The sequence below is a fragment of the Anaerotruncus colihominis genome, assembly GCF_010206195.1.
Lineage (GTDB): Bacteria > Bacillota > Clostridia > Oscillospirales > Ruminococcaceae > Anaerotruncus > Anaerotruncus colihominis_A.
Map to the genome: position 1 here is coordinate 49,394 of NZ_VIQT01000018.1, position 12,329 is coordinate 61,722.

A 12,329-nucleotide genomic window follows, 5' to 3' on the forward strand; every position below is an offset into this window, starting at 1 on the left:
GGGACCGCCCTCAATTTTTTGCGGGTTCTCGCCCGCTAAACGCCTGCTCGACCAGGCGCACGCACTGATTCACCGTATATTCCACAATCTGCGCGCCCAAATCCGGGGTTGCGTCGCGCGGGTCATACCGGACGCTAAAATCCGCGTTCGGGCCTTTTTCGAATGTCTCGCTGTCCGCAATCCCCCACCGCGTGTTGTAAAGCTTCTGTGGCTTTGACGGCAGGCGGTCCAGTTCGACCGCCTCCGGACAGAGGTGGGCGAAGATCGCAGTCTCCGCCAGCCCCGCGTGTCCCAACCCGGCGCCGCAGCCGTCAAACAGGGCCATAATGGTCATCACACATCGCCCGTTCTGTGCCGACAGCTCCCGGCTGACGCGTTCCAAAATTTCGACCTGTGCGTCCGCTCCGTGGCCGTTGAGCAGCACCACCTGGGAAAATCCCATTTCAATCAGCATCTGCGCCTGCTGGCGGATGATCGCCTCAAATAAATCGGGGGGCCAGTAAAAGCTGGCTACGCTGTTTTGAGGAAAATCCATCCCAACGATCCGTTCATCTCCCAAAAAGCCGAGCTTTCTGAGCGTTTCCGGGCTACGCGGCGTTTCGGTTCCGATATACAGCGGCGGCATGACGACCCCGCCAGTGCGGCGGGCCGCCTCCAGCGCGACCGCATGGGCGTTAATTGTGTCCATCCCCATGCCCATATGCGGCCCATGCCATTCCATGCTGCCCACCGGCAGGTAGACCAGGCTTCGGCCTTTTACCGCCTCGAGCAGTTCCGCCGGGACCATGGTTTCAAATCGAATTTTTCGCATGTTATCACTCTCTTTTTTATCCGACGGGACAATTTAATCCAAAAAGAGGGCCGCGCAGCAGGATTTGATGCTCCGCGGCCTTATGAAAGCCTATTTAAAAATCCCCTGCCAACAGGTCTTGGAACCTCTTTCGCCGGGCGGGATTATCCGTTTACATATTCCGGCATGATGCTTGCCAGATCGTCGCCATACTCAACGATGGTCGCGCCGACGGCATATGTCTCGGGGATTTCGGTCCCGTTCTCAAGGTAGTCGATCATCTCCTGCGCGGCCGTTCCGCCAATGTCGCGCGCCGAGAAGTAGGCCGCTGCGCGGAAGCAGGAGTCAGGGTTTTCAAATTCGTCCGGGCACAGGTATGCGCCAAGGCCCATGACCATCGAATCGGCGCCGAGTCCGGCTGATTCAATCGCGCGCGCGGCGCCCTGGCTGCTCTCGTCGGAAACACCGAGCACCAGCCATTTTTTGATCTCAGGATGGCCGGTGATCACCGCGTTGGCAGCCTGGTTGCCGTCCTCGGCGGAGGTGTCGCAGTCGGCGCGGAAGATACGGGATTCAGGGAAATCAGGCAGACCCTCAGAGAGAGCCGCCAGCTCGCCCTCGGTGCGCGGCACGCAGGAGGAAACGGTGTCGGCCGTCATCAGCAGGATGCCGAAGCTCTCGTCGCCGGCGAGGTTGTTCTCCTTGATATAGTTGACGCCCCACTCGCCGGCAGCCTTGCCGATGCTGAAGCCGTCGATTCCAACCCATGGCGCCAGCTTGGAGCCGTCCTCAGTTTCAAGGGCGTCGTCGACCGCGATGACAGGGATGCCCGCTTGGGTGAGCATATCGACGGTCGTCTGGCTCAGGTTCTGGTCCGGCAGGCAGACAAGCACGCCGTCGACCTTATCCGCGATCACCGTGTTGAGCAGGTCCATATACGTCGCAGCATTCTGGTTGCAGTCCATAAACTTCCAGGTGTAGCCGGCTTCCTCAGCCACCTTCTGGGAGGCTGCGCCCTCCTGGATAAACCAGGTCGCCGTACCCATCTTGTAGATGCCGACGATCGTCTTACCGCCTGTGGATGAGGGATCGGCGGGCGCGCTCTGCGCCGGCGCAGAGGCGTCGTTTGCCGGCGCGGACGGCGCTGCCGCGGAGGACGAGGCCGTCGTGGAACCGCCGCAGGCGGTCATCGCCGCCAGCATCGCCGCAAAAAGACCTGTCGCAAGTGCTTTCAGAAATGATTTTTTCATAGTTCTTCTCCTTTGCTAATCAGTTTCTGTATGAGAGCGGGCGTCCGCCGCCCGCGGGGATCCTTTTGAATCAGATCGCATCAGGCGCGCGCCTTCTTGTTCGGGAGCTGCGCGCCGCGCGCGGCCATGCTTTCCTCAAGCGCGCGCTTGTCGCGGGTATGTTTGCGGTAAAAGTCGAATGCCAGAGCCACCACCAACAGCCCGCCCTGCGCAACCTGCTGCCAGAATGTCTGCACGCCGACCATATTCAGCCCGGTCTTAAAGCCCTGGAGCACAAGCATTCCCAGGAAAGTGCCGAAGATTGTACCCACGCCGCCGGTAAAGGCCGTTCCGCCCAGGACGGCGGCCGTGATGGCGTCAAACTCCAGGCCGTTGCAGGCCGAAGGCTGCCCGGAATTCATGCGTGCGGCCAGCAGCACACCGGCGAAAGCGGCAAGCCCCGATTCAATGATGTGCAGCTTAAAGATGATACGCGTCGGGTTGAGTCCGGCCAGGCGCGCCGCATAGGTATTGCCGCCGAGCACGTAGATGCTGCGCCCGAAATACGTTTTGCTCAATATGATGCCGAACACGATGAAGGCGATCAGGAGGAGCAGGACCGGCACCGGCAGAATGCCGAAGATACGGTAATTTCCGAATTTAATAAACGTCTTGTCGCTGATGGCCACCGCCTTGCCGTTACAGAGGATATAAGCGATGCCGCGTACCACTGACATGGTGGCCAGCGTCGCGATAAAGGGCTGTAACTTGAGGACGGTGACAAGCCCTGCATTCACCGCGCCGACCAGAAAACCCGCACAGACCGCGATGGCCAGCGCCAGGATCGCCGGAACGCCCTCGCGCGCGAGGATCGCCGCAAGTACGCCGGCGCAGGCCGCTACGGAACCGGCCGACAGATCGTTCTGATTTGCAATGATCAGGTTTGTTTCGCCGATTGCCACAAATCCGGTCAGGGAACAGGCGATCAGGATATTGATCATGTTCGCGCTGGTTACATAGTTGTGGTTGAGCGCGCCGAACAAAACCACCAGAAGCACCATTGCCACAATCAGCGTGATCTTGTCGGCAAAGTCGCTTTTTTTCAGTTTATACATCAGGTTATTCATTCTCGCTGTTCCTCCTGCTTATTGCTCCGCATTCTGCGGGACGCTGGCCATCGCGTATTTCAAAATGAGTTCCTCGCTGAAACCGCCGCGGCTGATTTCGCCGCTGATCCGGCCCTCCCGCATGACGATGATCCGGTCGGAAAGCCCGATAACCTCAGGCAGCTCGGAGGAAATGACGATGACGGCCATCCCCTGCTGCGCGCACGCGGCGATGATCCTGTAAAATTCCGCCTTGGCGCCCACGTCGATGCCCTTGGTCGGCTCATCCAGAATCAGCACCTTTGGATGCGTTTCCAGCCAACGGGCGAGGATAACCTTCTGTTGGTTGCCGCCCGAAAGCTGTGCGATCAGCTTATCCGAATTCGGCGTTTTAATGTTGAGTTCAGCGATCTCCCGCCGGGCGATTTCCTCCTCCTTGTCGGTCATCACAAATCCGATCCGGCTCACAAGCTTTTTAAGCATCGAAACGGTGATGTTGCCGCGCACGGAGATGTTGGGCAGGATGCCCTGCATTTTGCGGTCTTCCGGCACCATCGCGAAACCGAGTGCAAGCGCCTGCGCAGGGGATTTCGGCTGTATGGCGCGCCCCTCAAGTTCAATCGATCCGCTGTATACCGGATCAAGCCCGAACAGCGCGCGCATGACCTCGGTGCGGCCCGCGCCGACCAGCCCGGCAAAGCCGAGGATTTCGCCGCGGTGCGCGGTAAACGATACGCCGCTCACAAACGGCGTGCACAGCTCCTTCACCTCGAGGATCGCCTCGCCGGGATGTTCGCTGCGCGGCAGGGCGTCGTAAATATCGCCAAGCGAACGCCCCACCATCAGACGGATCATCTGATCCTCGGGGGTAGTTGCCTGATCCACAATCTCAACAAGACGGCCGTCCTTGAAAATAATGACCTTCTGCGCGACCTGAGCGATCTCATTCATGCGGTGGGAAACATAGAAAATGATCTTCCCTTCAGCACGCAACTGGCGGATGATATCGAACAGGAGATCGATCTCGTTGTCGCTCAGGCTGGCGGTCGGCTCGTCAAACGCAATGATATTGGAATCGCGGCTGACGGCTTTCATGATCTCCACCATCTGCTGATGAGCAATGCTCAGGCTCCCCACCTTTGTTTCCGGGTTGATATTCAGCCCAAAGCGTTTGGCGATTTCAGCGGTACGCCGGTTCATCAGCGCGAAATCGACCAGGCCGTTTTTCTTTTTTGGCCAGTCGCCCAGGAAGATGTTCTCCGCCACCGTCATATCCATCAAAATCTGACGCTCCTGATAGATCACGCTCACACCGTGCGCGATCGCTTCCCTGGGGGTGGCAAAGTGGATTGGCTGTCCGTTGATCAGATATTCCCCAAAGTCCGGTTGATAATCGCCGTTTAAGATTTTCAGCAGTGTGGATTTGCCCGCGCCGTTCTCGCCGAGAAACGCGTAAACCTGTCCGCTCTGCGCACAGAAGTTGATATCGTCCAACGCCTTGACGCCGGGAAAAAACTTGCTGATATGCCTGAATTCCACAGAATTGCCCATCCTGGTACAGCCTCCTTCCCGCATTCTGCGGTCTTTTTTGCATTTGTGTTTACGTTAACACAACGGCCTTATTATAGGCTTCAAAGCACACCTCTGTCAATATTTTGAGAAATATTCATCGTTTTATATTAAAAATTAGTATTTTTTTATTCATTTACTCCAAATCATTTCTTTCTATAACATTTTTGAATCCACACGCAAACAGGAGCAGTTTCTATTGACTCTGCTTTCTGTGAAAAGCATCTCAAAAATTAAATTCAAATTTGCACTTTATCACTAAATTATAAGTTTATTTTGTGAATTTTTTAGCAAATACTTGCCTATACAAAAAAACATGCTATAATTGCAGTTAACGTACACACAAATTGAAATCTCCTTGTTTTGACCTCAGACGCGCGCTTATCCCCCACAGCGTGCAGCACCGCGCGCCTCCGGAGGGGGATGCGGGCCAAAGCATGGATTTTAAGAAAAAAGGAGAGGATCGGTATGCAAAGAAAAAAGGCGCTGATTACCGGCGCGAGCCACGGCATCGGAAAGGCGATTGCAATCGCGCTGGCGCAAAACGGCTACGATGTCGGCGTGAACTACTGCAACAACCAGGCAGGCGCGGAGGATACCTGCCGGCTTGCACGCGAAGCGGGCGCGCAGGCGCTCGCCCTTCGCGCCGACGTAAGCGATTACCAGGCGCTGCGCGGCTTGTTCGACGCGTATTTCGACGCATTCGGATCGATCGACCTGATGGTGAACAACGCGGGCGTGAGCGAGTTTCACCCACTGCTTGAAGTCACTGAAGAGCAATGGGAGCGCATCACCCGCACCGACTGGAAGGCCACATATTTCGGCACGCAGTTTGCCGCCCGCAGAATGGTTGAACAGGGCGCAGCCGGCGTTATCATCAACATCGCCTCCAACCATGTGGACGGATGCTTTCCCGAGGCAAACATCTACGCGCCGAGCAAAGCCGCCGTGGACGCCTTCTGCCGCAACGCGGCGATGGAACTGGCCCCGCACAAAATCCGCGTGCTGGCGCTCGCGCCCGGTTATACCAACGTCTGGGAGCCTGACAACCCAATCAACCAGGTAAAGGAACGCATTCCGCTCCAGCGCTTCGCCACGCCGGAAGAAGTCGCACAGATCCTCGTTTTTCTCGCTTCGGATACATGCAGCTATATGACCGGCACGCGCATCACCGTCGACGGCGGCGCGCTGCTGCCGGTTGTACCGGAGAACACATTCAACGGCGGCGCGCTGCTGCCGCTCAAAATCCATGAAACGGGGGCCTCTAAATGAAGCTGACAAAGGTTGAAACCTTCCGCATCCGGCCGCGCTGGCTGCTGCTGCGGCTGGAAACGGACGACGGACTGATCGGATGGGGCGAGCCTGTGGTGGAAGGGCGCGCCGCCACCACACAGGCATGTATCCACGAGCTGGAGCCGTACCTGCTGGGCGCTGATCCGCGCAACGTCGAGGACATCTGGCAGACGATCTACCGCGGCGGATTTTACCGCGGCGGGCCGGTGCTGACAAGCGCGCTCTCCGGGATCGATCAGGCGCTGTGGGACATCAAGGGCAAGGCGCTCGGCGTGCCGGTCCACGAGCTGCTCGGCGGACGCGTCCGCGAAAAGATGGAGGTCTACTCCTGGATCGATTCGGACACCCCGGAAATATGTGCAAAATCCGCGCTTGAAAAAAAAGCGCAGGGCTTTCGCAATATCAAGATGCTTGGCACCGACCGCATCGGCTGGATCAACGACAGCCGCGCTATCACCGGACTGCTGGAGAAGGTGCAGGCGGTGCGGGACGCGGCCGGCCCTGATTTCGGTATCGCGATCGACTTCCACGGCCGCGCCCATCAGGGAACCGCCAAGACGCTGCTCAAAGAGCTTGAGCCGCTCAAGCCGCTCTTTGTCGAGGAGCCGGTTCTTGTCGAAAACATCGATGTGTTCGAACGCCTCCACCGCTTCACCAGCATCCCGCTTGCAACCGGCGAACGCAATTACACGCGCTGGGGCTTTAAGGATCTGCTGGAGCGCGGCTGCGTCGATATCATTCAGCCGGACCTCTCCCACGCGGGCGGCATCAGCGAGGTACGCCGGATCGCCGCGATGGCCGAGGCGTATGACGTGGCGCTCGCGCCCCACTGTCCGCTTGGCCCCGTGGCGCTGGCCTCATGTTTACAGGTCGATTTCGCCTGCGTCAACGCCTGCATTCAGGAGCAGAGCATCGGCATGGCCTACAATAAAGGGCAGGAGATCGGCGATTACCTCAAAGACAAATCCGTTTTTCAGTACCAGGATGGTTTTGTCAGCCTGCTGAACGGGCCTGGACTTGGCCTTGAAGTCGATGAGGATGCTGTGCGCGCAATGGAGGAGCCTGACCTGGCCTGGAAAAATCCCGTTTTCCGGCTGGACGACGGCTGCGTTACAGAATGGTAAGGCTTGATCTCGCGCCCTGCGCGCTCGGCGAAGGGCCGCTGTGGCGCCGTGAAACAGGCGAATTTGTCTTTACGGATATCCTGGCCGGAACACTCTATGCCTGCACTCCAGGCGGCGCGGTGCGCCGCCTGCTCAAATGCTGCTATCAGCTCGGCGCGTTCCTGTTTGACCGGGCAGGCGACCTGCTCCTGATGACCGAGTCCGGGGTATTCCGCTGCCCATACGGCGGGGATGAAAGCGATTTTCAGCTTGTCTGGCAGGTGCCGATGGCGCCCGGCGAACGTTTCAACGATGCGATCTGCGACCCGGCCGGCCGGGTGCTGGCGGGCACAAAAACCGAAGAAAACCGGAATGGCAGCCTTTGGCTTTTTGAGCACGGCCGGCCGCCGCGGCGGCTGCTCGAGGGACTCAAAATTTCAAACGGTATGGGCTTTTCACGTGACGGCGAACGCTTCTATCACACCGATTCAGGCGACCGCGCCATCTATTGCTATACGTACAATGTGTCAGAGGGCACGCTTTCCAACCGGCAGATTGCCGTTTTGCTGGAGGAACCTGGAGCGGCGGTCCCGGACGGGATGACGCTGGACGCGCAGGGGATGCTCTGGACCGCCTGTTGGGACGCAGGCTGTGTGCGGCGGTATACCCCCGGCGGCCGCCTTCTTGAAGAACTGCCCTTCCCTGCCCGGCAGGTCAGCAGCGTCGCCTTTGGCGGCAGCCGGCTGGACACCCTCCTCGTCACCTCGGCGGCGGTTGGAAGCGACGGCCCAGACGAGGGAAGCGTCTGGCTGGTCAAGGCGGCTTTTTGCGGCCTTGATGAGCACCGCGCGGCGCTTCCCGCTCCTTTACAACCGGATGGAATGCATGTATAATATTGAGTAAGATTCTGCAAAAATCATTTTAAAATCCTTCCTTTTCAGGGGAAATCAGGGGTCGGCCTATGTCCTCACAACCAACAATCAAAGATGTCGCCCGCCTGTCCGGCGTGTCGATCGGTACAGTTGACCGGGTGGTACACAACCGCGGCAAGGTTTCCGCGCGCAATATGCAGGCGGTTCAAAGCGCGATCGATGCGCTCGGGTATCGGCCGAGCCGAATTGCCCGCGCGCTGGTGAACCGCAAAAGCAGCTTCAAAATCGGGGTCTGTATCTCCCGTGTGGAGAGCGAATTCTGGGCGGAGGCGATGAGCGGGGTCCATTTCGCGCGGGAAAAGCTGTTGCCGTTCGGCGTCGAGCTTGCGGTCGAAACGGTTTCTACCTACTCCTTCCGTGATCAGAAGGAGGCGCTTCTCCAGCTGCTTTCACAGGGGGTGAACGCCCTTGTGCTGCTGCCGGTGCAGGGGCGTGAATCTCAGCTTGACGAGCTGATCCCCCCCGAAATCCCGTATGCGACTGTGATTGAGGATGTGCCGAATTCGCGCCGCCTGTTTCACGTTGGCCCTGACGATTATGCGATGGGGCTGCTTGCGGGGCGCCTGGCTCTGCTCTATAAGGGACCCGGCATCCGGTGCGTCGTGCTGGCGGCCAATCAAATGTTTTATGGCACGCAGCAGCGTGTCGCGGGGTTTGAGGACTTTTTGAAAAAGCACGACCCCACGGCAAAAATCCTTGAGGTCTGCGATATACCAATCGAATCGGAACGCATCGCCTATCAAAGCATCTACGAAATCGCTGAACAGCAGATGCAGGCGCACGCGGATATGAACGTTTTTTATGTCACCAACGGCTTGACACAGTGGGCGGCGGCGGCCGTCAAAAATAACCACCGCGTCGGTTCGACCCTTGTCTTTGGCTATGAGCGCACGGAAATGACGTATACCTATATCCGTGAGGGAATCATCGGCGCAGCCATCTGGCAGGGTCCCGCCCAGCAGTGGTACAACGCGATCAACCTGATGAACGAATATCTCGCCGGAGAACGGACCATGGACGAACCTATCTTTACCGCCGAGTGCCGTATCCTGATCGAGGAAAGCCTGCCCTTCGTGCGTTTTGACAGCATTTCGGATATGTAAGTCACAGACGGATCAGCGTGGTAATATTGACTCCTTCCACGGCCGGACGGGCCAAGGCCCGTCCGGCCGTTTATATAAAGCCGCTATCCGTGTCGAAAGCCGTTTTGCCGGCCCTCCAAACAGTTGTTTCTATACTTTATATCGTACAATTTTTTTGTCAAGAGCCGATCGTACCTGGATAATAATTCTACTTGCTTTTACAATAGAATTAACAATTTCGAGGAGGAATCACTGTGGAATCAAAAGACATTCTGGCGAACAATCTGCTTTGTTTCCGCTCTGACAACAATCTGTCCCAGGAAGAATTGGCTTGGAAAAGCGGATTAAGCGTAAGCGGCTACACCAAGATAGAGCGTGCGGAGATCCAATCCTCCCTTAAAACGCTTGATAAGCTCAGTCGAGGGACCGGATTACCCGCCATGGACTTGCTTACCCCTCACATCTAGCAGATGGTCTGCGTTGCAGCAATTTTAAGCATGTCATTGCTGTTTCCTGCGCCCTTGTGAAGAAGCAGCCCCGCTATGCGCAGCCGGATAGGCTGCGCATAGCGGGGCTGCTTCGATTGGGCCAGTACGCGTCGGGCGTATCCGTATTTTCCCAGCCCTTGGGCAGGTTTGTTCTGATAATCTACAGCGTCGCTCCACCAGTACGCCCCCCAGTCAAGCTCCATGGCCAGCACTGCGGGCAGGTATTTTTGATGAAACGTCCCCATCTCCCAAAGGCCCTGCCTGGCCTTTATGATCACAAAACGGACGCTGGCCGCTTCCACGCGCTCAAAATCAGTCTCTCCCTGATGCGACGAGATATCGATGCCTTTAATCTCCATGCTTTATTACTCCCTTCTGCATAAAAAACCGCCGACCGTTTCCGATCAGCGGTTTATACAAATTTGGAAATTCTCGATCGTATCAGTCGTGAAACAGGCATGACGCCCACCCAACTATTGACGCCCTTCTATCAAAGCATTCCCCTGGCTTCCAATCAATAAGCCGCGGGCCAAAGGCCAGCGGCTTGACAGATAAAATCGCGAGCAACAACTCAACCATACATATTACGATATCCAAAGAATGGCCATAAAAGCATATAAACCCCCGCAGGCAGCTAAACAAGCTGTTTGCGGGGGTTTGTTCTGGCAAACCTGCCCAGCTTGGAACCACTCCGGACGCGGGCATTTGCTTTGGACATAAGAAAAAGCCTGGAGCGCGAAATGGCTCCAGGCCCTTGCCTGGTGGCTGGGCCAGTAGGATTCGAACCTACGAATGCAGCAGTCAAAGTGCTGTGTCTTACCGCTTGACGATGGCCCAATAGATACGGCGCGCAGGCCGCTTTGAAAAAATCCCCGCCCGCTGCGCGGCCGGGGACGATCCGTCTGGTGGGGTGGGTAATGAGATTCGAACTCACGGCCTCCAGAGCCACAATCTGGCGCTCTAACCAACTGAGCTATACCCACCATCTCGGCATTTATAAAAACCCATCCGCGCCGGCCTAAAAAACTGGCGCGCCAGGAGGGACTCGAACCCCCGACCTACTGCTTAGAAGGCAGTTGCTCTATCCGGTTGAGCTACTGGCGCAAAGCGGCCGCGCGCCGGAAGCGAGGGCTTGGAGCGGGTGATGGGAATCGAACCCACGTGTTCAGCTTGGAAGGCTGACATTCTACCATTGAACTACACCCGCAGGCTTTAAACGACGCATTTTATTCTAACAAATTTCCCCTGCATTGTCAATACCATCAGGCTATTTTCACGACAATAATTTACGCAATACGAGCAGGCCGCTTTGTGTGAAAACGTTAACGACCTGTGAATTCTGTCATGCCGGGGCCGATTTCCTTGCAATCCACGACACGTTACGATATAATATGAGGGCAAACGCAATTCGCCCGCGCGGCTGGCAGAGGACGCCGCGCACCTGGGAGGTTATGAATATGATGAAAATTGCCCCATCTATCCTCGCCTGTGACTTTGCCGCGCTTGGAGCCGAGGTCGCCGCCATGCACAACGCGGGAGCCGATCTCATCCATGTCGATGTGATGGACGGCCATTTTGTCCCGAATATTTCGCTCGGGCTTCCGGTTGTCGCGTCGCTGCGCAAGGCAACAGACGCCGTGCTCGACGTACACCTGATGATCAGCGATCCGCTGACCTATGCGCCGCAGTTCTGCGACAAGGGAGCCGACATTGTCGTATTCCACGTGGAAAGCGGCAGCGAACCGCAGGCCGTCATTGACGCCATCCGCGCAAAAGGCAAAAAATGTGGTATTTCGATCAAGCCTAAAACGCCTGCCGACGCTGTTTTTCCTTATCTTGGCCAGCTTGACATGGTGCTCGTTATGACTGTGGAGCCTGGCTTCGGCGGCCAGAAGTTTATGGAGGATATGTGCCCGAAGATCGAAGCTATCCGCCGTGAGTGCGACCGGCGCGGCCTTTCAACCGACATCGAGGTTGACGGCGGCATCGATCTGCCGACCATCGGCAAAACAGCACGCGCAGGCGCGAATGTTTTTGTCGCCGGCAGCGCGCTGTTCAATAAGCCCGATTACGCCGTGGCCGTGCGCGATTTGCGCGCCGAAGCGCAGCGGGGCTGATCTCTCATCCGAAATACGCGCAGAGCAGCCCGACCGCGTTATCGTCGACAACGGTCTGGGCGTGTTCGCTCAGCCACGCCTTGGCAAGCGCGCCCTCGCCGCAGCGCTGTGCGAATTCGTCAAGCAGCATCAGCGTGTCGTCCTGCCGTTCCTGTTCCGGATAAATGGCCAGCACCCAGTTTTTTCCGGTATGGTAAAGCGCGCTTTTTTGGATGCGCTGGGCGCAGCGGCCAAACAGCTTGACAGCGCATGCTATCAGTGTATTCACATCGTCAAACGCGTAGATCACCGGAAGCTGCGTGCAACGTTTGACACGCCATCGCCGCGCCGCGCCGACGCTGCCCGAAAATTCGATCCGGCATCCCCCGCTTTCGTCGGGATATGCCTCCACCAGCACACGGCCGGCCGGTTCAAACCCAGTGTCCACACAGGCTTTTTCCAGGAGGGAAAAGAGCAGCGCGCGTGTACGCGCGCTGCTGTAATCGAGCGTATCGTAGCTGAGTCCCATTGTGTCAAGTTCATCCCGCGACAGGTTAATCCGCACCCGACGTGGGCCGAGCTTTCTGAATTCCATCCCCAACACCCCCACCCCTACTATATGTGCACAGCCATTTTTTGAT

12 protein-coding genes and 4 tRNA genes are annotated in these 12,329 nt (G+C 57.3%); 6 read left to right on the top strand and 10 right to left on the bottom strand.

All coding sequences use genetic code 11. The features are described from left to right. Positions 1-10: 10 nt before the first annotated feature. The 4 genes from FMM72_RS12650 to FMM72_RS12665 all read right to left on the bottom strand — a co-directional run bounded on the left by FMM72_RS12650 (position 11) and on the right by FMM72_RS12665 (position 4,676). Positions 11-811, bottom strand: a complete 801-nt coding sequence (locus tag FMM72_RS12650; RefSeq protein ID WP_160210974.1) for a creatininase family protein — start codon at positions 809-811, stop codon at positions 11-13. Positions 812-954: 143 nt separating this feature from the next. Continuing rightward, positions 955-2,040, bottom strand: a complete 1,086-nt coding sequence (locus tag FMM72_RS12655; RefSeq protein WP_160210975.1) for a substrate-binding domain-containing protein — start codon at positions 2,038-2,040, stop codon at positions 955-957. Between the two features lie 80 nt (positions 2,041-2,120). After that, complete coding sequence (locus FMM72_RS12660) at positions 2,121-3,146, bottom strand: ABC transporter permease (RefSeq protein WP_162221634.1); 1,026 nt, start codon at positions 3,144-3,146, stop codon at positions 2,121-2,123. Between the two features lie 18 nt (positions 3,147-3,164). Then, a complete protein-coding gene (locus FMM72_RS12665; RefSeq protein ID WP_162221635.1) occupies positions 3,165-4,676 on the bottom strand; it encodes a sugar ABC transporter ATP-binding protein in 1,512 nt (503 codons plus the stop codon). A 486-nt stretch (positions 4,677-5,162) separates the two neighbouring features. On the opposite strand from FMM72_RS12665, the gene FMM72_RS12670 reads away from it, so the two are divergent. The 5 genes from FMM72_RS12670 (at position 5,163) to FMM72_RS12690 (ending at position 9,571) form a co-directional block, all read left to right on the top strand. Continuing rightward, complete coding sequence (locus FMM72_RS12670) at positions 5,163-5,966, top strand: SDR family NAD(P)-dependent oxidoreductase (RefSeq protein ID WP_162221636.1); 804 nt, start codon at positions 5,163-5,165, stop codon at positions 5,964-5,966. Further along, positions 5,963-7,111 (top strand): galactonate dehydratase, encoded by a 1,149-nt coding sequence (dgoD, locus tag FMM72_RS12675; protein WP_162221637.1) that lies wholly within the window; start codon positions 5,963-5,965, stop codon positions 7,109-7,111. The genes FMM72_RS12670 and dgoD overlap by 4 nt, the downstream gene beginning before the upstream one ends. Continuing rightward, the gene (locus FMM72_RS12680; protein ID WP_162221638.1) at positions 7,105-7,983 is read left to right on the top strand and encodes an SMP-30/gluconolactonase/LRE family protein; all 879 of its coding nucleotides are present in this window, start codon (positions 7,105-7,107) and stop codon (positions 7,981-7,983) included. Before dgoD ends, FMM72_RS12680 begins: the two co-directional genes overlap by 7 nt. A 68-nt stretch (positions 7,984-8,051) precedes the next feature. Next, positions 8,052-9,125: a LacI family DNA-binding transcriptional regulator gene (locus FMM72_RS12685; RefSeq protein WP_160210981.1), complete on the top strand. Its 1,074-nt coding sequence runs from the start codon at positions 8,052-8,054 to the stop codon at positions 9,123-9,125. A 233-nt stretch (positions 9,126-9,358) separates the two neighbouring features. Next, the gene (locus tag FMM72_RS12690; RefSeq protein ID WP_160210982.1) at positions 9,359-9,571 is read left to right on the top strand and encodes a helix-turn-helix transcriptional regulator; all 213 of its coding nucleotides are present in this window, start codon (positions 9,359-9,361) and stop codon (positions 9,569-9,571) included. Here FMM72_RS12690 and FMM72_RS17210 read toward each other — a convergent pair. From FMM72_RS17210 to FMM72_RS12715, 5 genes are all read right to left on the bottom strand, one after another. Next, positions 9,568-9,951 (bottom strand): GH25 family lysozyme, encoded by a 384-nt coding sequence (locus FMM72_RS17210; RefSeq protein WP_243157810.1) that lies wholly within the window; start codon positions 9,949-9,951, stop codon positions 9,568-9,570. The two genes, FMM72_RS12690 and FMM72_RS17210, sit on opposite strands and share 4 nt — an antisense overlap. Before the next feature lie 403 nt (positions 9,952-10,354). Next, positions 10,355-10,429 (bottom strand) — tRNA-Gln (locus FMM72_RS12700). 69 nt (positions 10,430-10,498) lie between these two features. Further along, positions 10,499-10,575: transfer RNA gene (locus tag FMM72_RS12705), tRNA-His, on the bottom strand. Between the two features lie 44 nt (positions 10,576-10,619). Then, positions 10,620-10,696: transfer RNA gene (locus FMM72_RS12710), tRNA-Arg, on the bottom strand. 29 nt (positions 10,697-10,725) lie between these two features. After that, positions 10,726-10,799 (bottom strand) — tRNA-Gly (locus tag FMM72_RS12715). A gap of 250 nt (positions 10,800-11,049) precedes the next feature. Here FMM72_RS12715 and rpe point away from each other — a divergent pair. Continuing rightward, positions 11,050-11,709 carry a ribulose-phosphate 3-epimerase gene (gene rpe / locus FMM72_RS12720; RefSeq protein WP_162221639.1) on the top strand — a complete coding sequence of 220 codons (660 nt, stop codon included), beginning with the start codon at positions 11,050-11,052 and terminating at the stop codon, positions 11,707-11,709. A 4-nt stretch (positions 11,710-11,713) separates the two neighbouring features. Here the strand turns inward: rpe and FMM72_RS12725 are convergent, their stop codons facing one another. Further along, entirely contained in the window at positions 11,714-12,283 is a 570-nt protein-coding gene (locus FMM72_RS12725) for an adaptor protein MecA (RefSeq protein ID WP_160208935.1), read from the bottom strand. Between the last annotated feature and the right edge of the window lie 46 nt (positions 12,284-12,329).